This window comes from Demequina lignilytica (assembly GCF_030418305.1).
In the GTDB taxonomy this organism is placed as follows: domain Bacteria; phylum Actinomycetota; class Actinomycetes; order Actinomycetales; family Demequinaceae; genus Demequina; species Demequina lignilytica.
Genome location: NZ_JAUHPX010000003.1, coordinates 188526 through 212526, shown reverse-complemented (window position 1 = coordinate 212526; position 24001 = coordinate 188526). Strand labels below are relative to the sequence as shown.

Annotated in this window: 19 protein-coding genes and 1 pseudogene; 4 read left to right on the top strand and 16 right to left on the bottom strand. The window is 71.0% G+C overall.

Annotation, left to right across the window (positions count from 1 at the left end; translation table 11 throughout):
- Nucleotides 1-9: 9 nt before the first annotated feature.
- From QQX10_RS06360 to QQX10_RS06320, 9 genes are all read right to left on the bottom strand, one after another.
- Nucleotides 10-1764 carry an S-layer homology domain-containing protein gene (locus tag QQX10_RS06360; protein WP_301119122.1) on the bottom strand — a complete coding sequence of 585 codons (1755 nt, stop codon included), beginning with the start codon at nucleotides 1762-1764 and terminating at the stop codon, nucleotides 10-12.
- A complete protein-coding gene (locus tag QQX10_RS06355) occupies nucleotides 1761-2342 on the bottom strand; it encodes a hypothetical protein (RefSeq protein WP_301119121.1) in 582 nt (193 codons plus the stop codon). The genes QQX10_RS06360 and QQX10_RS06355 overlap by 4 nt, the downstream gene beginning before the upstream one ends.
- A 73-nt stretch (nucleotides 2343-2415) precedes the next feature.
- A complete protein-coding gene (locus tag QQX10_RS06350; RefSeq protein ID WP_301119120.1) occupies nucleotides 2416-3705 on the bottom strand; it encodes a polysaccharide pyruvyl transferase family protein in 1290 nt (429 codons plus the stop codon).
- Nucleotides 3702-4718: a lysylphosphatidylglycerol synthase domain-containing protein gene (locus QQX10_RS06345; protein WP_301119119.1), complete on the bottom strand. Its 1017-nt coding sequence runs from the start codon at nucleotides 4716-4718 to the stop codon at nucleotides 3702-3704. The genes QQX10_RS06350 and QQX10_RS06345 overlap by 4 nt, the downstream gene beginning before the upstream one ends.
- The gene (locus tag QQX10_RS06340) at nucleotides 4711-5796 is read right to left on the bottom strand and encodes a nitroreductase family protein (RefSeq protein ID WP_301119118.1); all 1086 of its coding nucleotides are present in this window, start codon (nucleotides 5794-5796) and stop codon (nucleotides 4711-4713) included. The genes QQX10_RS06345 and QQX10_RS06340 overlap by 8 nt, the downstream gene beginning before the upstream one ends.
- A complete protein-coding gene (locus QQX10_RS06335) occupies nucleotides 5793-6764 on the bottom strand; it encodes a glycosyltransferase family 2 protein (RefSeq protein WP_301119117.1) in 972 nt (323 codons plus the stop codon). Before QQX10_RS06335 ends, QQX10_RS06340 begins: the two co-directional genes overlap by 4 nt.
- 52 nt (nucleotides 6765-6816) lie before the next feature.
- Nucleotides 6817-7632, bottom strand: a complete 816-nt coding sequence (locus tag QQX10_RS06330; RefSeq protein WP_301119116.1) for a glycosyltransferase — start codon at nucleotides 7630-7632, stop codon at nucleotides 6817-6819.
- A complete protein-coding gene (locus QQX10_RS06325) occupies nucleotides 7625-8563 on the bottom strand; it encodes a glycosyltransferase (RefSeq protein WP_301144532.1) in 939 nt (312 codons plus the stop codon). Before QQX10_RS06325 ends, QQX10_RS06330 begins: the two co-directional genes overlap by 8 nt.
- The gene (locus QQX10_RS06320; RefSeq protein ID WP_301119114.1) at nucleotides 8560-9663 is read right to left on the bottom strand and encodes a histidinol-phosphate transaminase; all 1104 of its coding nucleotides are present in this window, start codon (nucleotides 9661-9663) and stop codon (nucleotides 8560-8562) included. Before QQX10_RS06320 ends, QQX10_RS06325 begins: the two co-directional genes overlap by 4 nt.
- A 38-nt stretch (nucleotides 9664-9701) precedes the next feature.
- Between QQX10_RS06320 and QQX10_RS06315 the strand changes: the two genes are divergently transcribed.
- Complete coding sequence (locus tag QQX10_RS06315; RefSeq protein ID WP_301119113.1) at nucleotides 9702-10091, top strand: phage holin family protein; 390 nt, start codon at nucleotides 9702-9704, stop codon at nucleotides 10089-10091.
- Nucleotides 10092-10223: 132 nt separating this feature from the next.
- On the opposite strand, the gene QQX10_RS06310 is transcribed toward QQX10_RS06315, so the two are convergent.
- Together QQX10_RS06310 and QQX10_RS06305 are read right to left on the bottom strand one after the other, a co-directional pair.
- The gene (locus QQX10_RS06310) at nucleotides 10224-11546 is read right to left on the bottom strand and encodes an alpha/beta hydrolase family protein (RefSeq protein WP_301119112.1); all 1323 of its coding nucleotides are present in this window, start codon (nucleotides 11544-11546) and stop codon (nucleotides 10224-10226) included.
- Nucleotides 11543-11758: a hypothetical protein gene (locus QQX10_RS06305; RefSeq protein WP_301119111.1), complete on the bottom strand. Its 216-nt coding sequence runs from the start codon at nucleotides 11756-11758 to the stop codon at nucleotides 11543-11545. Before QQX10_RS06305 ends, QQX10_RS06310 begins: the two co-directional genes overlap by 4 nt.
- A 293-nt stretch (nucleotides 11759-12051) precedes the next feature.
- Between QQX10_RS06305 and purB the strand changes: the two genes are divergently transcribed.
- Nucleotides 12052-13458 carry an adenylosuccinate lyase gene (gene purB / locus QQX10_RS06300; RefSeq protein ID WP_301119110.1) on the top strand — a complete coding sequence of 469 codons (1407 nt, stop codon included), beginning with the start codon at nucleotides 12052-12054 and terminating at the stop codon, nucleotides 13456-13458.
- Between the two features lie 134 nt (nucleotides 13459-13592).
- On the opposite strand, the gene QQX10_RS06295 is transcribed toward purB, so the two are convergent.
- On the bottom strand, nucleotides 13593-14285 hold the full coding sequence (locus QQX10_RS06295) for an MOSC domain-containing protein (protein ID WP_301119109.1): 693 nt from the start codon (nucleotides 14283-14285) through the stop codon (nucleotides 13593-13595).
- Between the two features lie 47 nt (nucleotides 14286-14332).
- Between QQX10_RS06295 and QQX10_RS06290 the strand changes: the two genes are divergently transcribed.
- Both QQX10_RS06290 and QQX10_RS06285 read left to right on the top strand, forming a co-directional pair.
- Nucleotides 14333-15157: a CPBP family intramembrane glutamic endopeptidase gene (locus tag QQX10_RS06290; protein ID WP_301119108.1), complete on the top strand. Its 825-nt coding sequence runs from the start codon at nucleotides 14333-14335 to the stop codon at nucleotides 15155-15157.
- 60 nt (nucleotides 15158-15217) lie between these two features.
- The gene (locus QQX10_RS06285) at nucleotides 15218-17686 is read left to right on the top strand and encodes a lysylphosphatidylglycerol synthase transmembrane domain-containing protein (RefSeq protein WP_301119107.1); all 2469 of its coding nucleotides are present in this window, start codon (nucleotides 15218-15220) and stop codon (nucleotides 17684-17686) included.
- Nucleotides 17687-17916: 230 nt separating this feature from the next.
- Here the strand turns inward: QQX10_RS06285 and QQX10_RS06280 are convergent.
- From QQX10_RS06280 to QQX10_RS06265, 4 genes and pseudogenes are all read right to left on the bottom strand, one after another.
- Nucleotides 17917-19157, bottom strand: a pseudogene (locus QQX10_RS06280) (IS3 family transposase).
- Between the two features lie 67 nt (nucleotides 19158-19224).
- Nucleotides 19225-22017, bottom strand: coding sequence for a DUF5695 domain-containing protein (locus QQX10_RS06275; protein WP_301119106.1), 2793 nt, complete (start codon nucleotides 22015-22017; stop codon nucleotides 19225-19227).
- A 135-nt stretch (nucleotides 22018-22152) separates the two neighbouring features.
- The gene (locus QQX10_RS06270; RefSeq protein WP_301119105.1) at nucleotides 22153-23085 is read right to left on the bottom strand and encodes a carbohydrate ABC transporter permease; all 933 of its coding nucleotides are present in this window, start codon (nucleotides 23083-23085) and stop codon (nucleotides 22153-22155) included.
- Complete coding sequence (locus tag QQX10_RS06265; RefSeq protein ID WP_301119104.1) at nucleotides 23082-23924, bottom strand: carbohydrate ABC transporter permease; 843 nt, start codon at nucleotides 23922-23924, stop codon at nucleotides 23082-23084. The genes QQX10_RS06270 and QQX10_RS06265 overlap by 4 nt, the downstream gene beginning before the upstream one ends.
- Nucleotides 23925-24001 lie beyond the last annotated feature (77 nt).

Genomic DNA, 24001 nt, shown 5'->3' with positions numbered 1-24001 from the left:
CCCGCGGGCTCAGCCGTCGAGCTGGTCGAACCTGTACAGGAACGCCGCCATGGCGTCGCGACCGATGGTCGAGCCCGGCCGGTACTCCGCGCCCGCCGAGGTGTTCCAGCCGGTCGAGATGCCGGTCTCCGCGAGCCAGCAGATCTCCGTGTAGAACGGGTGGGACGGCGTGACGTCGACGAACGGCGAGCTGGTCGGAGCGACGTAGTCCTCGGGGGCCGCGAGCCGGTAGAGGAACGCGGCCATCGCGTCGCGGGTGATGTTCGACAGCGGGCGGTACTCGGCCCCGGCCGAGGTGCTCCAGCCCGTCGACACCCCCGTCGAGGCGAGCCACTCGATCTCGGCGAAGAACGAGGAGGTGGTCGTCACGTCGATGAAGCTCGACGAGCCCGGCGGGCTGTAGTCGGGCGCCGTGTACCGGTAGAGGAAGGCGGCCATCGCGTCGCGGGTGATCCTCGAGAGGGGGCGGTAGACGACGCCCTCGGTGGTGTCCCAGCCGGTCGACAGGCCCGACGACGCCATCCAGAAGATGGCCTCCGCGTGCTCGCTGTAGTCGTTCGACGCGGCGTTCGCGGACACGTCGGCGAACGGGTAGCCCACGACGACCGTGCCGCCCACGTACGCCGCGCGCACCTCGCGGAACTCGATGACGTTGACGCCGTCCTCCTTGACGCGGTCCGCGATGGGCCAGCCCCAGGCACCCCCGGGCCCGCCGGCCGCCTTGTACGCCGTCGCGATCGAGCCGTTGGGCACGTACGTGAAGATCCCGTCGGCCGTCTGGTACAGCGTGCCGTTGGAGAACCGCTGGTACCAGCCTCCGCCGTTCGCGTCGACGCGCACGCCGGCCGTCAGCGCTGCGCCCAGGACGTCAGCGCCGCCATGGGACTCGTACGTCGAGGCGAAGCGGGCCGCCACCGGGTAGCCCGTGGTCGGGCCGAACCAGGTCGTGTAGTAGTTGTAGAAGTTGCGGTTGCCGTACGACGAGCAGGTGTCGCCGGTGCCCCAGCCGGCCGCCAGCGCCGCCGCGTTCGGCGTGTAGGGCGTGTAGTTGTACAGGCCGGCCGTGGCCTGGTTCTTGATGACCACCTCGATGGTCGCCGTGCACGAGGCGGTCGCCGTGGTGTTCGCCGGGTGGATCTTCAGGTTCGTGGTGCGTCCGGCGACATGGCCGTAGCTCGTCGGGTTCGCCTGGTAGCGCTTGAACTGCTTCGCCGCGTTGTAGACCTGGTTGAAGAACCCGTAGTAGAGCTCCGCGCACGTGCCGCTGTCCGGGCACCCGTAGCCCATCGCCGACCGGTAGCGCCAGGAGCTCGGGTAGGTGTTCGTGACCAGGCCCTGCTCCTTCTGCAGGGTGACCAGGATCACCTTCTGGCTCACCCCGCAGGCGCGGGCGACGATATCGATCACCTTCGCGGCGGTCACCCCGGTGCGCGCGCTGATCGCCTTGCACAGCACGGTGCCGTCGGCGAGCACCGCGGCGTCCCGAGCCGCGAACTCCGTCACGTAGTCCTTGAGGCACACGATGTCGTCCGGATCCGCGTCTCGCTCGGGCTCGCACTCCGGGACCTTCTCGTCGAGGAAGGCCTGGATCTCCTTCGCCGTCATCGCGTCGGAGTCGTAGAACAGCGCGTCCGAGATGATCATCGACCGGTCGAACCCATCGGTGACGAGGGCCGCGGCGGGCTGCGCGGGCGCCAGCACGGCGACCAGGGTCGCGAGGCCCAGGACGAGCACGGTGAGCCTCGAGCCGACGGCGACGGTCATGGGATGTCCACCTCCTGGGGGGCCGAGGTCCCCTCGGCGGTGTCCGACCGGAAGGCGATCGTGAGCGCCCAGGTCCCGCTCGACAGGTCGTCGAGGTCGACGATCAGCCCGTCGCCGCAGCTGCTCGACGCCGCGGAGCGCGCTGACTGGCCGTTGGCCGTCACGGTGCGGTCACCCTTGGTCATGGTCATGAAGCAGAGGGCCCCGTCCTCGACGACGCCCTCGACCACCGCGCCGGCGGAGAACAGTCCGTTGGACACGCCCCAGCTGGTCACCGTGACCGTGACCTGCGCGCGGCTCTCCCCCGGTGCCGGCGTGGGGGTGGTCGCCGGGGGGTCGCTCGCGACAGCGTCCACCGTCGGCGTCGGCTCGGGGGTGGACGATGCGTCGGCGGAGGTGGCGCCCGCGCTCGGCTCGGACGGCGCCGCCGTCCCGGTGCCCGAGGCCTCCGCGGTGGGGCTCGCCGAGGCCTCGGTCCCGGCCGTCGAGGTGCAGCCCGACAGCACCGCACCGAGCGCCGCGGCGGATGCGGCGGCGATCAGGGTGCGGCGAGCGCGTGGCGTCGAGGTCCTCAGCATGGTCGGCCCATGCTACGTCCGTCGGCGGAGCCGCTGAGGCAGCCTCGCCGCGCGTCGCCGCGACTCCCAGGAACTAGCGCTCGGAGGGCGCGGGCGTGCTGAGGTAGCCCTTGATCGCGGCCTTCGCGGCGCGGCCGATCCGCCCCTCGCGGGCCACGCGACGGATGATGCCGAACTGCTCCATCGCGGTCTCGCGCACGGCGGGGACGGCCGTGGTGAGCTGCGCGCGGATCTCCTGCTTGGCCCGGTCGAGGTCGGTCATGCGCTCCTCGAAGGCCTCGACGGTGGCGTCGCTGGCCGCCATCGCCCACTCGGCCTGACCCACCTGGTCGAGCACCTCGCGGTACTTGTGCGACCAGCCGAGCACCAGGGTCGGCACGCCCTGCGCCAGCGAGGAGACCATGGCGTGGAAACGGGAGGCGACGAACAGGTCGCACTGCCCGATGAGCACGCGCAGGGCACCCGGCGTGAGCTCGCCCTCGGCGAAGCGCACCTTCTCCGGCGACGCGACGTTCGCGAGGATCTCGCGGCACACGGGGCCGTCGTTGTTGTGGAGCTTGTCGGGGTTGGGGCGCGTGGAGTGCGCGATGAGCAGGACCGGACGGCCCATGACCTCGGTGAGGTGGTCGATGTGGCGGACCACCTCGGCCACGTAGTCCTCGCCGCGCTTCGCGGCGGACTCGCGCAGCACCTGGGAGGGCGAGTAGCCCACCACATCGCCGCCCGCGAAGAACGAGGCGGGCACCGAGGCCTCCGCGATCTCGCGGTCCTCCGGCGTGATGTCGAGCGTGAACGCCATGTCCGCGCCGGCGGTGACGTTGGTGAGGCCCAGGCCCATGAGGTGCTCGTGCGTGATGGCGCCGCGCGAGATGATCGCCGCCATCTTCGGCAGGTAGATGCCGGCGAGCGCGCGGTTCACCGGGTTCTCGAACGGCCCGAGCGCCTGCGCGCACTTCACCACCGGCGTCCCGGTGTTGAGCGCGGGGAGGATGGACGCGACGTTGTAGATCAGGTACTTCTCGCGGCCGTCCACGAAGGTGATGCCACCCTCGTCGAGGAGCACGTCGGCATCGGCGATCGCGCCGACCTCGGGCACCGCCTTGCGGATCGCGTCGCGCGCCGGGGGCAGCAGGCGCCACAGCAGCGCGCCGCCGTTGATGAGCACGCCCAGCCGCAGGGGCGACGCATCCATGACCTCCACGTTGTCGTGCACGTTGAGGTCCGCGTCCGAGCGCGGGTACATGCTGAGGTGCGTGATCTCGACGTCGTCGCCCTGCGCGGTGAGATGCGCGATGGAGCTCTCGAGCATCGCGGCGGCGCCGCGGTTGCCGGAGAAGGCCGAACCGATGATGGCCACCTTCATGACTGCTGCCTCGTCTTTCGGGTCTGGAGGGTGAGGATGCCGTAGACGCCCGCGATCAGGGCGTCGGCGACGGTCGCGAGCACGCGTGCCACGAGCGAGACCACGATCGCCTTCTCGGTGCCGAGGTACGGCGCCGCGAAGAGGACGAACACGGCCTCCCGCACGCCGAGTCCGCTGGGCACGAACACCGCCAGGATGCCGACCGCGCCCGCAACAGCATAGGCCGCGGTCAACGGGAGCCACGACTCGGGGCCGGCGCCCGCGAGCGCCGCTGCGATGAACGCGATGCCCACGCCGTTGATCACCCGGGGCAGGAGGAACGCGGCCTGGAAGCGCATCGTCACCCCGAACGGGAGGAACAGGTCGCGGGGGACGTCACGCTTGAGCGTGCGTCGTCCCAGCACCGACACCACGCGGTGGAACACCGCGGGGTGGGTGGCGGCCGCGAGCGGCACCATGGCCGCGAGGGCGAGCCACACCGTCCCCGAGACCTCGAGAGAGCCGCCGCGGGCGAGGGCGAGGATGGCGACCATGGGGATGGTCGAGCCGAGCAGCAGGAAGGCGTTCTCGTAGACGACCGAGATGAGGATCACCAGCCGCGAGACGCCGCGCCGCTGCCCCCACACCACCTTGTTGAGGACGAACCCGACCTGCCCGGGCACGTACTTCAGGAGCCACGAGGAGAAGTGGACGCGGACCGCCTCGACGCCCGAGACCGGGGTCGGGTCGAGCCGGCGGACGATCCGTCCCCACAGGGTGCCGGAGACGGCCACGGCGAGCACGAACGCGACGGTCGCGGCGACCGCCCACCAGCCCAGCGAGAGGTCCTCCTCGCGGAGATTGTCCCAGTTGCTCGCCAGGGACCGGCCGAAGAAGTACGCGACCACGCCGATGACCGCGACCGCGACCGCGGTCCGCATCGCCCTGCCACGCCACCAGGGGGCGCGGCGCGCCGGAGTCGGCGAGCCGTCCGACGCGTCGAGGTCGTCGTCTCCCGCCGGGCTGTCAGCCAAGGGAGTTGTACGTCCTGATGTTGTCGATCTCCTTCTTCTTGGAGTACGCGACCAGGGCGTCGGGATCGGCGTAGCCGACGGCGATGAGCATGATCACCCGCTCGTGCGGCGCGAGGCCGAGGGTCTTCGCCATCTTCGCCTCGAGCGGCTCGAAGTCGGGCCAGTTGATGATCGAGGAGCTGAGGCCGAGCGTCTCGAGGGCGTAGATGAAGCCCATGGTGGCGAGCGACGAGTCGATGTACGGCACGTGGCGGTCCCGCGGCGAGAAGTAGTTCGACAGGTCGCCCTTGACCACGACGATCGTGGGGATCTGATGGCCGTACCCGGCGGCGCCGAACGGGATCCCCGACACGACCTTGACCTGCTCCGGCTCGTCGAACACCAGGAACTCGTACGGCAGGCGGTTGCAGGCGGAGGGCGACTGGCGTGCGACCAGCAGCGCCTGGTCGACCAGCTCACGCGGGACGGGCTTGTCCTGGAACCAGCGGATGGAGCGACGCGACTCGGCGAGCTGCAGCATCTGGTCGAACGTGATGTCGGTGCGTGCGAGCGTGCCCTGCGGATAGGGGCGCACGTCCGCGGACGACGAGTAGGCGGGCAGCGACTCGAAGCGGACGCGCGAGCGCGCGACGCCCGGGTCGTCGTCCGTGACGATCGAGAAGTACTCGGAGAGGACGTCGTAGGCCCACTGCATCTCGCCCGCATCGATGTTCGACACCGTGTGCGGCCGCTCCAGCGCGTGCGCGTAGAACTCGACCGTCTCCTCGATGTAGTCGCGCGCGAAGACCGCGCGGCGCGGCTGCATCAGGATGCCCTTCTCGAGCCGGTGGACGTTGCGACGGAGCTCCACGTGGTTCGCGCGGTGCGTGGTGAGGTTCCGGTAGTACGCGCGCCGGCCCGACAGGACCGCCCACTGCTCGCGGTTGTGCGTGGCGAAGCCCAGCAGCGAGTACGCCGTGGCGCCCACCCGCGTGGAGGCGGCGACCTCGAGGACGCCGCGGTTGGCGGCGTTGTAGGTCTTGCGGATGGCGGGGTTCGCCAGCGCGGTCTTGGCGATGCTCTTGAGCTTGCCGATCACGGGATCTCCTTGATTCCGACCCGCGGGGTGACGGGGCCGTACTGCTGCTCCTTGAGGCGTTCGAGCGCCTGCTCCTGGAGGATGCGGTTGGTCTTGGACAGGTCGGAGAGCACTCCGAGCGCGATGGACAGCAGCGCGCCGATCAGGAGCAGCGTGCCGAGCATGAGCGACTGGAAGTGGTTGCCGTGGTCGCCGGTGGCGAGCAGCACGGCGTAGCGCACGAACGGGTAGAGGCCGATCAGCCCGAAGACCCACGCCAGCGCCGCGAAGATGCTCCACGGCTTGAACATGATGTACGAGCGCAGGATCGCCTGGCCCGACTTCAGCATGTGCTCGAACATGTTCGAGAACAGCCGCGACTCGCGGGTCTTCGGGTTCGTGTCGATGGGCACGGAGGCGATGGACAGCCGCTTGTTGCCCGCCTGGATGATGGTCTCCATGCAGTACGAGAACTGCGTGACCACGTTGAGGCGGTAGAGCGACCAGCGCGAGTAGGCGCGGAAGCCGGAGGCGGCGTCGGGCAGGTCGGTGCCCGCCGCCCGGTTCACCACCCACGAGCCGAACCGCTGCATCGTCTTCTTGAACGGCGAGAAGTGCTCGATGGTGTGGGTCTGGCGGTCGCCGATCGCGATGTCGGCGACCCCGTCGAGGACCGGACGGACCAGATCCGGGATGCGCTCCTGCGGGTACTGGTTGTCGCCGTCGGTGTTGACCACGATGTCGGCACCGTGGGCGAGCGCGTAGTCGATGCCGTCGCGGAACGACTGCGCGAGACCCATCGGGCGCGTGTGGCGCAGCACGTGCGCGCCGAACTCGCGCGCGATCTCGCCGGTGCGGTCCGACGAGCCGTCGTCGATCACCAGGAGCTCGATCTCGTCGATGCCCTCGATCTCCGTCGGGATCCCTCCGAGCACGGTGGCGAGGGTGGCTTCCTCGTTGAGGCAGGGCACTTGGACGATGAGCTTCACGTAGGAAAGGGTAACGCGCACGGACCTGCGTGCACGCGCGCCCGCCTGCGGCTCAGTGCCCGAAGGCGCCGCGGTAGACGACCCGCCTCACGGCGGTCGGCATCAGGCGGTACGCGCCCCTCACCGCCAGGTTCCGCAGCTCCTGGGTGCGCGTGGTGAAGCCGATCCTCCGGAACGCGCGCTGCAGCTCGATCTCGGACTTGAACTGGTCCCATCCCCCGCGACGCCGGTAGGCGCCGGCGTCGACGCGGTACCCGAGCAGAGGCTCCGGGATGTTGTCCGCCTTCGCGCCCTGCATCAGCATCCGCGCGAACAGCCAGTAGTCCTCCATGCGGCCCATGGGCTGGTACCCGCCCGCGGCCGCCACCACCGAGCGCCGGTAGACCACCGTGGGGTGGTTGAAGGGCTGGTGGAAGCGGGCCGTCGCCCGGATCCTGTCGCCGACCGGCGGGGTCCGCCGCCCGACCACGTGGTCCATGTCCGTCTCGAACTCGTACAGGCCGGTGCCCACCAGGTCGAGGCCGGCGTCCATCGCGGACAGCTGCCGGGCGAAGCGACCGGGCAGCGAGATGTCGTCGGCGTCCATCCGCGCGACGATGTCGTGCGCGCTGGCCTCCAGGCCGCGCTCGAGCGCGCCGTAGAGGCCGATGTTGGTGTCGAGGGGCACCAGCGTGATGGTGGGATCCTCGCGCCTCACCGACGCCAGCACGTCGGCGAGCTCGTCGCCCACCGGTCCGTCCCGGACGATCACCACCTGATCGGGGCGTCGCGACTGCTCGTCGGTGCTCGACCGGTAGGCGGTGAGGAAGTCGCGCGCGCTGTCGCCGCGGTACACGGGCAGCAGCAGCGAGAAGGGCGATTCAGCCACGCGCTCTCCCTGCCTCCACTGCGGCGATGTCCGCCGCCACTGTACCGACATCGGCGAGCGCGGTGGCGTTGGGGCGCGGCACGGTGCGCCAGCCGTCCCGCCAGCCGCGCCGGAAGGCGTCGCGGAGCGTGGCACGGTCGGTCGAGCCGCGCCACGTCCGGGCCCACCGCAGCACCGTGGCGCCGCCGTACAGCGCCTTCTCCGCCGGGTTGAGGGACGCGGAGCGCCGCAGCATCCAGAGCTTGTTCCGCACCTCGTAGTAGAAGCGCGGCCCGGGGTCGACGTCGGTGCTGCCGAACGCCTTGGTCTTGTGGATCACCACCGACGCGGGCGCGTAGATGCCGTCGCGGCCGCGCAGCAGGCGCGTCGAGTACTCGAAGTCGTCGTTCCAGATGAAGTAGTCCGCGACCGGCAGTCCCTGCTCCCGCGCGGCATCCGCGCGCACCAGGATCGACACGAAGGAGGCGGAGCGCACCGGGATGCCCCCCGCCCGGGCGGCCGCCGCCCGGCGGCGGGACGATGCGAAGGGCCGCTGCCGCGGCGTGTTCATGGGGTGGTCGCGGCCGTCGTGCCAGACCACGCGGGACGCGGCGAGCACCGCGCCCGACACCTCGGCGGCCACGCGCAGCTCCGCTGCCGCGGTCGGGGTCGGCACGGAGTCGTCGTCCATGATCCAGATCCAGTCCGGCTCGTGGTGGACCAGCGCTCGCGCGATGCCGGCGGCGAACCCGCCCGCGCCGCCGGTGTTGCGGTCGAGGGCGACCAGGTCGACGTCCGTGGCGGCCGCCACGTCGCGCGTGCCGTCGGTCGACGCGTTGTCCACCACGACGATCCCGGCGAGCGGCTCCGTCTGAGCACGCAGGCCGTCGAGCACCTCGACCAGCAGCTCCGCGCGGTTGAAGGCGACGACGACCGCGACGACTCGGGTCACGTCGCCGCCCGGGGACCCTGCCAGGAGCCCAGCCGCGCGAGCAGCGCATCGTTCTCCGCCGGCGCGCCGATGGTGACACGGACGCCCTCGCCGGCGAACGGCCTCACGAGGATCGCCGGCTCGGAGGCGCCCAGGTGCTTGACCAGGTCGAGGGTCGCGGGGCCCACCGGCAGCCAGACGAAGTTGCCCTGCGCGTCCGGGACGGTCCAGCCGTCGGCGCGGAGCGCGGCGGCGACGCGCTCGCGCTCGGCGACCACGGCGGCCGCCCGCTCGAGGTAGGTCTCACGCGCGGCGAGCGCCGCGAGCGCGCCCGCCTGGGCCGGTCCGGACACCGAGAACGGGGTCACGCAGGCGCGGATCGGCGCGATCAGCCCGGCCGGTCCAACCGCGTAGCCCACGCGGAGCCCCGCGAGCGCGTACGCCTTCGAGAAGGTGCGCAGCAGCAGCAGGTTGGGGTGCCGGTCGAGCACGGCGGGACCGGAGACCGCGTCCTGCGCGCGGACGTACTCGACGTACGCCTCGTCGAGGACCACGAGCACGCGGGTCGGCACGGCCGCCATGAACTCCTCGAGCTCGGCCGTCGAGATGGTCGGACCGGTGGGGTTATTCGGCGAGCACAGCATCACCACGCGCGTGGCGTCGGTCACCGCCGCGGCCATCGCCGGGAGGTCGTGGCGGGCCTCGGCGGTCAGCGGGACCTTGACCGCCGTCGCGCCGGCCACCGCGGTGAGGATCGGGTACGCCTCGAAGCTGCGCCACGCGAAGATCACCTCGTCGCCCGGGCCCGCGTACGCCTGCAGGAGGTGCGCGAGCACCGCCACCGAGCCCGCGCCCACGACGACCTCCGCCGGGTCGCGGTCGAGGGACGCGGCGATCGCGGCCGTGATCTCGGTCGCGGCCATGTCCGGGTAGCGGTGGATCGCCTCGCTCGCCGCGGCGGCGGCGTCGACCACGCCGACCACGGGACCGTCCGGGCTCTCGTTCGAGGACAGCTTCACCGGCGGCACCGCGGAGCTGCCACGCGCGCCGGGCACGTAGGCGGGAAGCGCGGCGATGGCGGGCAGAGGCGTGGGCAGGGCGGTCTCGCGCGTGTCGGGCATACCCAGAAGCATGTCACCCCCGTGGAAGAATGACCGCCATGCGTTTCGTGCTCCTGTCAGCGATCACCGCCCTCGCCGTCTGGCTCGTGACCTTCCTGCCCCTGGGCGTGGTGGTCGACGGGGGCGAGACCGGCACGTGGGCCCGGATCGGGGTGTTCCTGCTCGTGGGCGCCGTGATGACCGCCGCGAACCTGCTCATCAAGCCGATCGTCGACGTCCTCACGCTGCCGGTCAAGATCCTCACACTCGGCCTGTTCTCCCTGGTGGTGGCCTGGTTCATGCTGTGGCTCACCTCGTGGCTCAGCACCCTGGTGCCCTGGGCCGAGCTGACCATCGGCGGCTTCTGGGAGACCGTGCTCGCCGCGCTGGTGATCTCGATCATCACCGCGATCCTGAGCGCGATCGTGCCCGGCGCCCGCCGGGACTGACGCTCCGCGACCGGCCCTCCACGATGGAGGATCAGTGCACGAAAGCCGCGGTTCTCGTGCACCGATCCGCCATTTCGCACCGGGGGCGCATGGCTGCGGCGACCGGGGCGCGACCGAGGTGCACGTGGCCCCTCATGACGCGGGCCGGTACACGCTGATCTCCGAGCGGCCCCCCGTCAGGTAGGCGCCGGCCGAGTCCGTCCAGGCGCGCACCGAGGGACCCGCGCCGCGGTCGACCAGCGCGCCGGTGGCGGCGTAGCCCTCGAGCGCGTGGGCCTCGGCCACGGTCCGCGAGCCGTCCGGGGCCTCGGCCTGCCCGGACCGGCGCCTGTCGTGCACCACCGTGACGCGGTCGCGCGTGTCGGGGTTCGCGCGCCCGTCGAGGCCGGGCACCACGTCGCGCGTGTTCTCGAGGTGCAGGACCGCGACCCCGGACGGCGTCGCGATCCTGCCCGTGGGGGAGCCGGCCGTGAGGACGTGGGTGATCCGGTAGCGGTCGGCGAGCGCGCTCGCACCCACCGCCGCGACGAGCCCGCCCTGGCTGTGGCCGGCGAGCATCACGGGCTCGTCGGGGGCGACGCCATGCGCGTCGAGGGCGTCGCGGACCGCACGGCCCGCGTCGGGGACCCCGCCGGTGACCGCGACCAGGTTGGCGTGAGCATCGGCGGGGTTGGGGTCCGTCACGCCCCAGTCCTGGGTGCCGGGGATGTACACGACGTGACGTCGCGACCCGTCGGACGCGGCGACCGTCTCGATGGCGACCGCGCCGCCGCCGAGCTGCTCGGTCCAGTCCAGGCGCCGCATCGTCCCCGCGACGCCGGCGTCCCGGAGCGCCACCGGGCGCGGGCCCGGCTCGGGGACCACCCCGCGGTAGTCGGGCTCGAGCGCCTCGGCGGCCGCGAGCGCGCCGGCGAGCGCCGCGACCGCGCGGTCGTAGTCCTCGACCCGGGCGGCGACCGTGGCGTGCGCGAGCTCGCCGTTCAGCCAGGAGGTGTGCGGCGGCAGGCCTCCGGGCGCGAGCCGGCGCGGACCGTCGTCCCACAGCAGCGACGCCGCGCCGATCGGGCTCGCGAGGGCCGTCGCGAGCACCGCGCCCCACCGCAGCCCCCAGCCGACGGAGCCCGCGGCGTCGGCACCCACCTCGCCCAGGCGGACGGCGAGGGACAGACCGGAGGCGGCCTCGCGCTCGGCCTCGGCGTAGCGCTCCACGGCGATCGCCAGCGCGGCGGAGAGCGCCCGGCAGCTCAGCGCGATCCCGGAGGCGCGGGCGGCGAGACCCGCCGGGCCGGCCCCCGTCGCGGGGCCGCCGGCTCGAGCCGCGGACGCGAGGGTCCAGACGGCGTCCTCGAGCTCGCCGCCCGCGAGCGCGAGCACCGCCTGCGCCCGCTCCAGGTCCTCGAGGCGGACCGCGAGCCCTGCGGCACCGCCGTACGACCAGAGCGGCTCGTCGCTCACGCGGCGGCCCGGAGCGCCGCGAGCGCCTGGGCGTAGGCCGCGTCGACCTCCGCGAGCAGCGTCGCGCAGGCCGCCCGGCGCTCGTCCAGGCGCTCCCGGTACGACCAGGCGCTCGGGCCCGCCCAGGCCGCGTCGTCCGCGGCGGCCAGCAGCCGCTCGGCGTGCGCGAGCTGGTCGCGGGCCCGGGCGAGGAAGCGGAGCGAGTCGTCCATGCGGTGGACGCTAGGCGGCGGACGTCCTGCCGGGGCGCGGGTCCTCGGTCGCTGGGGAGCGACGATGCGCGGCGCGCGGTTGGGGACGCCGCCCGCGCATCGTCCGCGCCCCACGCATCGTCCCCGGCCACGCACCGTCCCCGCCCACGCACCGTCCCCGCCCCCAGCGCACCCCCCTACTCGCGAGATGGCGATCCGGTGCACGAAAGCAGCGACTTTCGTGCACCGAGTCGCCATTTCGGCGGCTGGAGCCGCCCGACGCGCCGCCCGCGCCTGCATGGAACAATGTGCGCGTGACCTGGACCTCCCTCGCAGCCATCGAGCCCCCCATCGCCCTCGGCCCCCTCGACGGCCGCTACCGCGGCGCCGTCGCCGGGCTGGTCGACCACCTCTCCGAGCCCGCGCTCAACCGCATGCGCCTCCACGTCGAGGTCGAGTGGTTCATCCACCTGTGCGAGCAGGACGCGGTCCCGGGCGTCCGCCCTCTGACCGACGACGAGAAGGCGCTCCTGCGCGCGATCCCCGCGGACTTCGGCGCCGACGGCATCGCCGAGCACGCCGAGATCGAGAAGGTCACGGTCCACGACGTCAAGGCCGTCGAGTACTACATCAAGCGCCGGATCGAGGGCACGTCGCTCGCGCCGCTCAGCGAGCTGGTCCACTTCGCCTGCACCTCGGAGGACATCAACAACCTCTCCTACGCGCTCATGGTCAAGGGCGCGGTCGAGGACGTGTGGCTGCCCGCGGCGACGTCCCTGGTCGGGCAGGTCGCCGACCTGGCGCGCGCCGCCAAGGCCGTGCCGATGCTGTCGCGCACCCACGGCCAGACCGCCACCCCCACCACGCTGGGCAAGGAGTTCGCGGTGCTCGCGCACCGCCTGGGCCGCCAGCTGCACCGCGTCTCCTCCCAGGAGTACCTGGGCAAGATCAACGGCGCGACCGGCACCTTCGGCGCCCACACCGCCGCCGTGCCGGGCACCGACTGGATCGAGGTGTCGCGGACGTTCGTCGAGGGCCTCGGGCTCACGTGGAACCCGCTGACCACCCAGATCGAGAGCCACGACTGGCAGGCCGAGCTCTACGCCGACGTCGCCCGGTTCGGCCGCATTCTCCACAACCTCGCGACCGACGTGTGGACCTACGTGTCGCTCGGCTACTTCGCGCAGGCGACCACCAAGGGCTCCATCGGGTCGAGCGCGATGCCGCACAAGATCAACCCGATCCGCTTCGAGAACGCGGAGGCCAACCTCGAGATCTCGGCGGCGCTGCTCGACACGCTCGGTGCCACGCTGGTGACCTCGCGGCTCCAGCGCGACCTCACCGACTCGAGCTCGCAGCGCAACATCGGCCCCGCGTTCGGGCACTCGCTGCTCGCGATCGACAACGTGCGCCGCGGCCTGGGCACGCTGAGCGTGAACGAGGCGGCGCTGGCCGCCGACCTCGACGCCTCCTGGGAGGTGCTCGCCGAGCCGATCCAGTCGGCCATGCGCGCCGCCGCGATCGCGGGCGTGCCCGGCATGGAGAACCCCTACGAGCGCCTCAAGGAGCTCACGCGCGGTCAGCAGATCGACGCCGCCGCGATCCAGGCCTTCGTGGGCGGCCTCGAGCTGCCCGCCGAGACCAAGGACCGTCTCGCCGCGCTCACGCCGGGCGGCTACGTGGGCCTCGCCGAGACGCTGGTCGACCGCTTCCTGGCCTGACGGTCCTCCTCCCTGCCGGACCGTGCGCACGGAGCTCGCGGCGACACGCCGCGCGCGAGGGGACGATGCGGGGTCCGGCCCGGCGTGTCGACTTCACCTCCGTGCGGAGTGTCCGGGGGTGGGGGCTGCAGAAGTCAGGCGGTGAGGGGCGCGACCGGGTCGCCCACGCGGACGATGCCCGGGGTCGCCACCGTCGCGTAGACCGCCACGCACCCGTCCCGACGGTCGCCCAGCGGCTTGAGCCACCGCGTCCGCTCGGTCGCCCCGTTCTGCGCCTGGTCGATGACCCGACAGCGTGTGTTGCGCTTCACCACGTCGAGCGCGACGTCGCCCAGCCCGATCCGCGACCCGATCCAGCTCTCCTCGACGAACGGCTCGTCGGTCTCGACCACGACGTTGACGCGCAGGCGGCGCGGATCGGCGTCCGCGCCGAGCTCCGCCCGGCACCAGTCCAGGGTGGCCGTGCCCACGATCGACACCGGCTTCGCGTCGAAGAAGTCCGTCTCGCCCGGGGTCTCGGCCACCACGCGCATCGGCTCCCCCGTCGCCGCGGAGAGCTCGGCATCGAGCCCGGGCGACCCCGCCTCCCACGCGGCGTCGCCGCGGAGGACCACCACCGCATCGTCCCGCGCCGTGGCAGCGAAGCCGAAGATCGCCTCGTGCGGACGCCACCGCGACCCGCGCTTGCCCGCCGCGAACATCCCGTCCGCATCGACCACCGCGAACGCCCGGTCGTGCGCGAGCCCGCGGCCGTCCACGCGCACCGCGTCGATGTCCTCGCCGCCCATCGCCTTCACGGGGAAGCGGTGGAGGGAGACGATGCGCATGGCGCCAGCGTAGGCCGGGAACCCCCGCTCGTTAGAGTGGCGTGACGATGGACACCGCAGCCGCCCCGGTCGAGACCCCTCCCTCACCTCCCGCCGCGGGCGTGACGCTGCCCTCGAAGCGACGCATGCGCGCCGAGGTCTGGATCGTCATGGGCCTGTCGCTGGGTCAGACCGCGGTGTACGCGGCGGTGCGGCTCATCGAGCGGTACCTGGACTCCACACCCATCTCGGGCCAGACCACCACGCTGAACCCCAGCCGGTCGAGCATCGACGTCATCGACCTGATCCGTCAGCTGCTGACCATCGGCTTCGCGCTGGTGCCGGTCGCGCTGGCGCTGTACCTGCTGAGCCAGCACGGCGCGTCGGCCCGCCGGCGGTTGGGCCTGGTCGGCCCCGCGCGCGCCTGGTGGAAGGACCTGGGCTGGGGAGCGATCCTCGCGGCGATGATCGGCCTGCCCGGCCTCGCGCTGTACGCGATCTCTCGCGCATTCGGCCAGACCGTGACGGTCGACACGTCCGGCCTCCCGGACGCCTGGTGGGCGGCGACCATCCTGCTGCTGTCTGCCGCGGCGGCGGGCGTGCTCGAGGAGTTCGTGGTGGTCGGGTTCGTGCTGACGCGGCTCCGCGACCTGGGCCGGAGCCCCTGGACCGCGATCATCCTCGCGGCCCTGCTCCGCGGTGCCTACCACCTGTACCAGGGCTGGCCGATGGCGCTCGGGAACGTGGTGATGGGCCTGGTGTTCGGCTGGGTCTACGTCCGGCGCGGACGGCTGGCGCCGCTGGTGCTCGCGCACTGGACGCTCGACGCGGTCGCGTTCATCGGACCCGAGCTGGTGCCGCACGAGTGGTTGGTGCAGCTGGGCGTCGCCTGAGCGCGGCGAGCGGGTGCGTCCGCCCCGGGTCCCGGTACCGGCGGCCGTAGACTCGCGCACATGGCCGACGACACCGCTTCCGCCGCCGTGTCCTCGGACACCCCGGCCGTGCGCATCGTCGACGAGCCGCAGGCCCGCATCCGGCGCTTCACCGACCTGCTGGCGCTGGTCGGCACGGCGCTGGGCGTGGTCCTGGTGCTCTTCCTCGCGGAGTACGCGCTGAGCACCACCCAGGGCATCGCGCAGGACATCGCGGGGGTGTCGCCCCTGCTCCAGCGCCTGCTCGTGGCGCCGGTGAACCTCTTCAACGGCATCGTCGCGGTGATCATCCCGGCCACCCTGGTCATCGACCTGATCGTGCGCCGGGAGCCTCGCCGCCTCATTGAGGTGTTCGCGGCCGCGGTAGGCGCGTTCATCCTCACGCTGCTGCTCGCCGCCGGCCTGGTGCTGTGGGGCACGCCCGAGCTGGGCCTCAGCCTGACGCCCCGGGGGGCGGAGTCGCTGCAGCTCCCGAGCTTCGTGGCCGCGATCTCCGCGATGCTGACGGCGGCCGGCCGCCGCAACACCCGGCGCACGCTGTCGATCTCGTGGAACCTGCTGTGGCTCGGGCTCGCGATCGGCATCATCTTCAGCGTGGTCACCATCCCGTCGGCCCTGCTGACGGTGCTCCTGGGGCGCGCGGCGGGACTCGGCCTGCGCTACTGGCTCGGCTCCACCGCGGACCGCGCGTACGGCGATGCGCTGGTCGAGGGCGTGCGACGCGCGGGCTTCCACCCGCGCACGATGGTGCGAGCGGACATGGAGCATGTCCACGAGCACCCCGAGCTGGACGCCGTCACCGACGCGCTCGCGCGCACCCGTCAGGGTCGCGTCTACGCGATGACCACGGTCGAGCACCACCACCTGCTCGTGGTCGCCCTCGACGGAGACCAGCAGGCCGCAGGCTTCCTGTCCAAGCTGTGGGGATCGCTGCGGCTGCGTGGCGTCGACACGCGCGCCGACGTGTCGCTGCGGTCCAGCGCGGAGTCCACGGCCCTCGTGTCGCATGCAGCCCGCGTCGCCGGGGTGCGCACGGGCCGCGTGCTCGGCATGAGCCAGATCCGCGACACGATGCTGCTGGTCTACCAGCGCCCGCCCGCGGTCCGGCCGTTCGCGGACGTCCCGGAGGACGAGGTCGACGATGCGCTGCTGGACGCCATCTGGACCGAGGTGGATCGCGCGCACGGCGCCGGACTGTCGCACCGCCGCCTCGACGCCGACACCGTGCTGGTGGGCGACGAGGTGCCCGGCACGCTGCCGACCGTGTGGCTGACCGCCTGGGAGCTGGGCGAGGTCGCGACGTCGGTTCTCGCCAAGCGCATCGACGCCGCCCAGGTGCTGGCGCTCACCGCCGCGAAGGTGGGTCCGGAGCGCGCGGTCGACTCCGCCTTCCGCGTCCTGGGCGCCGAGACCGTCGAGCAGGCCGCCCCCCTGCTCCAGAGCATCGTCCTGCCGGCGACCACGCGGAGGTCGCTCCGGGGCAACCCCCACGGCAAGGTGCTCGAGGCGGTCCGCCAGGAGATCCTCGAGCGGTCGCCCGACGCGGAGGTGGGGTCGGAGAACATCGTGCGGTTCGGGTGGCGCACCGTCGCCACCATCGCGCTGGCGCTGGTCGCCGTCGCGGTCATCGCGGTGCAGTTCAACACCGAGGACTTCCTCGACGCCGTGCAGCAGGCGAACCCCTGGTGGCTGGTGGTCGGCTTCGCGTGGGCGCTGCTCACGTTCGTCGGTGCGGCGCTCGCGATGGTCGCGTTCAGCCCCGTCAGGCTGCCGTTCTCACGGGTGCTGCTCACCCAGGTCGCGGCGGCCTACGTCGCTCTCGCGGTGCCGGCTGGCGTGGGGCCCGCCGCGTTGAACCTGCGGCTGCTGACACGCCGGAAGGTCGCGACGCCGCTCGCCGTCGCGACCGTGGCGCTGGTGCAGGTGAGCTCCGTGGTGGTGACCGTGGTCGGCCTGGTGATCCTCACCGTGGTCTCCGGGGGCAACGGCGCGCTGGCGGCGCTGCCCTCGACCTCGATCCTCATCGGGCTGGGCGTGGTCGCCGCCGCGATCGGGCTCGCATTGACCGTGCCGCGGGTGCGCGCGTGGGCGGCGAAGCGGATCATGCCGACCGTGCGGCAGACGTGGCCGCGCCTGTCGCAGGTGCTCGGTCAGCCGTGGCGGCTCGGGCTCGGACTGCTGGGCAACCTGCTCCTCACCGTGGGCTTCGTGGGCGCGTTCCACGCCTCGCTGATGGCCTTCGGCCAGGACATGGCGATCATCGACCTCGCGGTGCTGTTCTTCGTCGGCAACGCGGTGGGCGCCGCGGTGCCGACGCCCGGTGGTCTCGGTGCCGTCGAGCTCGCGCTCACCACCGGCCTCACCGGCTCGGGCATGCCCTACGCCCTCGCGCTGTCCGCCGTGCTGATCTATCGACTCCTCAGCTACTGGCTGCGGATCCCCCTGGGCTACGTCGCCATGAAGTACCTGGAGGGCAAGGGCGAGCTGTAGGCAGTGTCGGTTGCCGGTCTATCTAGGCAAACGGCGCTAGTTCGGCAAAGTTGCCGTGCGAGTCTGGCAATTGCCGACTTGTGCAGCAGGTCCACTCGGCCGTCTGTGCGCCACGCCCGCCACACCGTAGTGCCGAACGGCGGCCGCCCAAACGCGCGCTTCGCACTCGTGCCGTCACGCTTCATGTGGGTCGCATCACCAGATCTGAATTGGCCTGAGTTTCGTTCCGCTCAGTTTCTTTGTCCGACAGACGCTACTTGGGCGGCTGCGAGGTCAGCGTAGTACTCGGCTTCAACCTCCTCGGGGGTGCGCATGCCGAGTTCGCCGTGGAGGCGCTGGTGGTTCCACCACCAGACGTATTCGAGGGTGGCGAGCTCGACCTGCTCGACGGTCCGCCAGGGGCCTCTCTGGCGGATCAGCTCGGTCTTGTAGAGGTTGTTGATCGCCTCGGCCAGAGCGTTGTCATACGAGTCGCCGACGGTTCCCGTCGAGGGTTTCGCGCCGAGTTCGACGACGCGGTCGGTGTAGACCATCGACTGATAGTTCGAGCCGTGGTCCGAGTGGTGCGTGAGCCCGGTGAGGTCGCCTCCGGCGTCCCATGCGGCCATGTCGAGGGCCTGCAAGGGCAGGATCTCGGCCTTCAGCGTCGAGGCGACGTTCCAGCCCACGATCCTGCGTGAGAAGACGTCGGTGACGAACGCGACGTAGGCGAAGCCCGACCAGGTGGCGACATACGTGATGTCGGCCACCCACAGACGGCGAGGAGCGTCGGCCCTGAAGTGGCGCTTCACGAGATCCTTCGGCAGAGCCGCGGCCGGGTCGGACTTCGTGGTGAAGACGCGTTTGGACTTCTTCACGCCCCGCACGCCTGCGAGCCTCATGAGCCGCTCGGTCTGGTCCCGCCCGATGTCCCAGCCCTGACGGCGCATGAGCGCATGCATCTTGCGCCGTCCGTAGACGCCGTAGTTCTCCGCGTGCAGACGGGCGACCTCGGGGATGAGCAGCTCGTCACGCAGCTGCCGTGCGGACGGTGTTCTGGTCTTCGCGGCGCGCTAGCCGCGCGCGGTGAGGAATCCCTGGACTGCCGGGCGCAAGACACGGCAGATGGGCTCGACCCCGAACTGATCCCGATGTTCATCAGTGAAGCGGATCATCTCGGTCAGGGGCGGTCGAGCTCCTTGGCGAAAAACACGCTCGCAGCCTTGAGGATCTCGTTGGCCTTGCGAAGCTCGGCGTTCTCGCGCTTGAGACGCTTGATCTCCGCCGCCGCGTCGGCGACGTTCGCGACCTTGCCGCCCGCGTTGGCCTCCATCTGGCGCTGCCACAGGCGAAGCGTCTCGGAACTCATCCCGAGCATCCCCGCCACGTGCCGCGTCGCCGAGGTCAGGTTCGGGTGATCCGGAAGCGCCTCCGCGAGCATTCGCAAGGCGCGCTCACGCATCTCCGGCGTGTATCGAGTCATGGGTTCCATCCTTGTCGATCAGACGGAACGAAACTCAGGCCAGTTCACTCAACCGACACGAGAGGCTGGGGTTCTTCTAGCGGCTAGCCGGAGCCAGCTCGCGAGTCAGCCGCACCTCGCCGGAACCGCCGGGCAGGTCGACGGTCGCCGTCCCCGCTCCACCTTCCACAGCGAGGCTGCCGGCGGCCTCGCCGTCGACCTCGACCGCGTACGTGCCGTCGACCGCACGGCTCAGCCGCATCGTGAAGGCGCCCCCTCCGGCCGCCCCGTGCTCGACGGCCAGGGTGATCTCCGTGAGCGCATTGTCGACCGTGGCACGCGCGTACCGCGCGCCGGTGAGCTCGAAGCGGAAGCCGCCGTGCTGGTAGAACGTGGCCCGCTGCCGCACGCCGTCTCTGGGGACGATGGAGAGGCCGCTGGCCGATGCTGAGAGGTCGCCGCCGTAGGCATACAAGCCCACGATTCGGTCTTCCACCACCGCCACCTCGGAAGCGCGGAGGCCTCCCCAGAATCCCAGGTCGGCCTCGCCCGACCACGCCCACCAGCCGTCGATCTGGGGCATGAACGCCCAGTTCGGCTCGGGGACGCCCAGCTGGCTCTGGTACTGCCAGGACGCCGCGCCGATGTTCGCCGGGTCAGCGCTGATCTGCCCGGCGTTGATGTTGGCCCAGCCGGCGAGGAGGGCGCCGTAGGTCGAGCGCATCGACTCGTCGAAGTCCCTGTCTCCCGCCGCCATCTCCTCGCGCAGGTAGTCCTGCTGCTGCCATGCGCCGAGCTGCGTCTCGTAGCCCAGGTTCCACCACGACTCGCCCATGTGACGGTTGTCCGAGCCGTAGTAGTACCAGAGCGGCTGCATCCCGCGCGCGGCCAGCGACGACCTCTGGACACGGTCCTTGAGCGCCTCATCGTCGTACATCTTCGCGAACACGTATGACGCTTCAAAGCCCGTGGTGTCGATGCTCGCCTCCGAGGCGAACGGGTACTTCTGCGCGAAAAGCGTCTCGCTCTTGGCGTCCAGCAGCGAGCGCAGGGCCGCCGCCTGGGCGATCATGCCCTCGCCGTCCAGCGCCGCGAGGATCTCGGGATAGGTCCCCTCGCCCATGAGGCCCAGGTCGTGCGCCGCGTCGCCAATTGGCGTCGGCAGCGGGATCTTGGTGAACATCGCCTCGAGGGTCCGGAAGGCCAGGTCGAGGTACTCGCGGGCGGGGCGGGCAGTCTCGAGGTTCGGGTACGTGGTCGCGACCTCGTACATCGCGACGTAGGTGTTGGCGATGTGCGTGTAGTTGTACGCCCGCCACACGCCCTGGTCGCAGGGAGTCCCGTCGCAGCCGTCGTACCAGCGGTAGACCTGCCAGGTGCGCTCCCCGTCCTCGGTTGCCGCCTGAAGGTAGCCCAGAAGGAAGCTGTCGATATACCGGTCGAGGGCGTCGATCTCCGCCTGGTCGGGGCTGGTGAGGTTCTTGCGGGCCAGGTACAGGGCGGGCGCGAGCCCCGAGTCGTCGGAGCCTCCCGCCATCCACTCCTTCCAGCCGCCGCCCGGGTAGTCGTGCCAGGACACGGGCTTGCCGGTCGCCATGCTCCACTGGAGAAAGGCTCCGTCGTAGTCGTGCTCCGTGCGCGCCTGCTGGTGATCCACGAGGAAACGGGCGTGGGAGTCGATCAGCGTCTCGACCGGCGCGATGGCGTAGTACTGAAGTACCGACGTGCGGCCGCCGTCGAACGTCACAGTGACCTTGTTCGGCCCGAGACGGGGCATCGTGAGCCGGTAGAGCTCGTACCCGTTCCGGGTCCCCACCGAGGTGACGGAGACGGACCGGCCGTCCTCACCTGCGACCCCCTCGATCCCGCCCGTGGCGCGCACGGCGAGGGTGACGTCCGTGTCGGTCGGCACCACCATCCCCGGGAGCGAGACCACGTCAACCACGCCCGCGTCGAACAGCACGTCGCGCAGGTCCGTGTAGTCCGCGGCCCACCGGAAGGTGAAGCCGTAGGACGCCGAGCCCCCGGCCGGCACGGTGCCGGACGTCGCCGGAAGGTAACCGCCGATCTTGCCCTCGCGCTCGGGCTGCAACACGGCGGAGTGGATCGCGAACGTCACCAATCCCTCCCACGCGGGATCCAGCTCGCCGAAGATGGTCTGTCCCGTCCGGCTCTTGTCGCGGAACTCCAGCGACGTGCCGGGCTTCGGCACCATCACCAGGAAGGGTCCTTCGCCGTTCGGACGCTGCCAGTACGCGTAGGAGCCGTCCCCCGCGACGTACGAGTGACGCACCACGTTCTGCTCGTAGATCGCGGTCTGGTCGCCGGCGTTCCACCATGCGTTCATCAGCATGGGTACGCCGAGGTCCTCGATGGTGAGCGGCTCCGATGAAGGGTTGGTCAGGGTGATCGACCAGTCGAAGACGTCGCGGTCCTCGCCGGTGAGCGCGTAGGTCTCCGTCAGGCCGAAGCCCCGGATGCCGTCCTCCCGCGCGGCCTCGCCGTCGTACGCGACCACCACGCGGTCGCCCGAGGACGCGACCGTGCGGATGTCGTCCGACGCGCTCGTCAGCCGCTCCGCGCCGTCGACCCGCATCACGAGGTCGCCTACCCAGCGCGAGTCGTCGATGTCCCAGTCCGGGTGGATGTCGGGATTGGCGACGAATGTGGTGCCGTAGGAATCCGCGGGATGCGAGAGCTCGAAGACTCCTCCGCTCGCGCCGTCGATCCCCACGCGGAAGGTGTCGGAGCTCAGGGTGGCCATCTGCTCGGGCGATACGGGCACGGGGGCGTCTCCATTCGTGACGAGGGCTCGGATGAGCATGGACGATGCGCCGGCGGTCACGATCGCGGCCGCGACGGTCAGCCCGATCCGGACAGGTCTGCGCATGGGCGTGTGAACCTTTCGTCGGCCGGGTGGACCGGCGGGCGGCGCGGGTGCCGCGGCGGGGATCTGGCGAACGCAAGGTCGCCCGCCGAGGGTGGGCGTCGCGGCCGGCGGTTCGCCGGGCCGCGGCGCCCCGCGTCAGCCTTTGAGGCCTGGGTTGAGGTTCGCGCCCTCGATGATCGGCTTCTGGAAGGTGAACAGGACGATCACGATCGGCAGGATGGTCGCGACGGACGCCGCCATCAAGAGGTTCCACTGCGTACCGTACGTCTGCTTGAAGGACGTCAGGCCGAGCGCGATCGTGTAGTTGTCGTTGCTCGTCAGGTAGATCAGCGGTCCTAGGAAGTCGTTCCACACCCCGATGAAGGTGAAGATCGCCACCACCAGGAGCGCGGGCTTCACCATCGGCATGATGATGTACCGCAGGATGTACCAGTGGCTCGCACCGTCCATCTGCGCGGCCTCGTCGAAGTCCTTAGGGATCTGCATCATGAACTGGCGCAGCAGGAAGATGTTGAACGCGCCCCCGCCGAACCATGCGGGCAGGGCGAGCGGCCAGAACGTGTCGATCGCGCCCACCTTGGACCAGCCGATGAACAGCGGCACCAGCGTGACGGCGAACGGCACCATCATGGTCGCGAGCGTCGCACCGAAGACCAGGTCGCGGCCGCGCCACTGGACCCGGCTGAACGCGTAGGCCGCGAGGAGGCTGGTCAGGAGGGTCCCGACGATGATCAGGAGCTCGAGGATCATCGTGTTGAAGAAGAACCGGATGAAGTTCGGGCTGGTGCCGAGCAGCGCCTCCGCGTAGTACTCGAAGGTGAACTGCTCCGGGATCCAGGTGGCCGGGATCTTGAAGACCTCGGAGTTGGCTTTGAATGAGGTGGAGACCATCCAGAAGAGCGGCAGCAGCGCCGCGAGGGATCCGATGATCAGAAGCGCATAAATCGTGGCCCGACCGAGGATGTGGCGCACCAGGTCGCCCGTCGATCGACGTGCCTTTCGCGTGGGCCGCTGCGGCGGGAGTCCGGCGACCTCGTGGACGCCTTGCGTGAGTTCGGGAGTGGTCACTTCTGCCTGCTCTCGTAGAAGACCCAGAGGCTCGAGGATCGGAAGGTGATCGCGGTAAGGATGAGCGTGATGAAGAACAGCAGCATCGCCAGCGCCGACGCGTAGCCCATCTGACCGCCCTGGAAGGCCCTCTGATAGAGGTAGAGGTTGAAGAACAGCGCCGACTGCCCGGACCCGCTGCCGATAAGGAAGCCCTGCGCGAAGGTCTGCATGGCGGCGATGATGCCGATCACCAGGGTGAAGAGGATGACCGGCGAGAGCATCGGCAGCGTCACGGCCTTGAACTGCTGCCATGGGCCCGCGCCATCCAGGGATGCCGCCTCGTAGAGCGTGGGCGAGATGCCGCGCCGCGCGGCGAGGAAGATCAGCGCCGAGCCTCCGACGCCCCACAGGTTCATCAGCACGAACGAGGGGATCACCAGATTCGGGTCCGAGAACCAGTCCAACGTCGGCAGGCCCACCTTCTCGAGGCCCTGGTTGACCAGGCCGTACGACGGGTCCAGCAGCCATAACCACACAACGATGACTGCGACGACCGGGAGGATCGACGGCAGGTAGAAGAGTACGACGAAGAGCCGGTTGAACCGGGTCTTCTGGTTGAGGAGCAGGGCCATCAGCAGGGCTCCGATGATGCCGGTGGGCACCGAGAGCAGCGCGAAGTAGAAAGTGACCCCGAGGGACTTGCCGACCAGCGGGTCGGAGAAGATGGCCCGGTAGTTGTCCAGTCCGATGAACTCGGGAGAGCTCAGGAGGCCCCAGTCGGTGAAACTGATCACCACGGCGGCCCCGAGCGGGAGGACGAAGAACACCACAAGGCCGAGGATGGCGGGGGTGGCCATCGCCACCCCCGCCGCTGCCTCGTGGCGACGACGCGTGCCCTTCCCGCGGCTGGCGTCGGCACGAGTGCCGGTGCGAG

Bases quoted from the DNA above. Each gene is read 5' to 3' on its own strand.
- QQX10_RS06360 (WP_301119122.1), bottom strand. From the start codon at position 1,764: ATGACCGTCGCCGTCGGCTCGAGGCTCACCGTGCTCGTCCTGGGCCTC.
- QQX10_RS06355 (WP_301119121.1), bottom strand. From the start codon at position 2,342: ATGCTGAGGACCTCGACGCCACGCGCTCGCCGCACCCTGATCGCCGCC.
- QQX10_RS06350 (WP_301119120.1), bottom strand. From the start codon at position 3,705: ATGAAGGTGGCCATCATCGGTTCGGCCTTCTCCGGCAACCGCGGCGCC.
- QQX10_RS06320 (WP_301119114.1), bottom strand. From the start codon at position 9,663: ATGCCCGACACGCGCGAGACCGCCCTGCCCACGCCTCTGCCCGCCATC.
- QQX10_RS06315 (WP_301119113.1), top strand. From the start codon at position 9,702: ATGCGTTTCGTGCTCCTGTCAGCGATCACCGCCCTCGCCGTCTGGCTC.
- QQX10_RS06305 (WP_301119111.1), bottom strand. From the start codon at position 11,758: ATGGACGACTCGCTCCGCTTCCTCGCCCGGGCCCGCGACCAGCTCGCG.
- QQX10_RS06295 (WP_301119109.1), bottom strand. From the start codon at position 14,285: ATGCGCATCGTCTCCCTCCACCGCTTCCCCGTGAAGGCGATGGGCGGC.
- QQX10_RS06290 (WP_301119108.1), top strand. From the start codon at position 14,333: ATGGACACCGCAGCCGCCCCGGTCGAGACCCCTCCCTCACCTCCCGCC.
- QQX10_RS06285 (WP_301119107.1), top strand. From the start codon at position 15,218: ATGGCCGACGACACCGCTTCCGCCGCCGTGTCCTCGGACACCCCGGCC.
- QQX10_RS06275 (WP_301119106.1), bottom strand. From the start codon at position 22,017: ATGCGCAGACCTGTCCGGATCGGGCTGACCGTCGCGGCCGCGATCGTG.
- QQX10_RS06265 (WP_301119104.1), bottom strand. From the start codon at position 23,924: ATGGCCACCCCCGCCATCCTCGGCCTTGTGGTGTTCTTCGTCCTCCCG.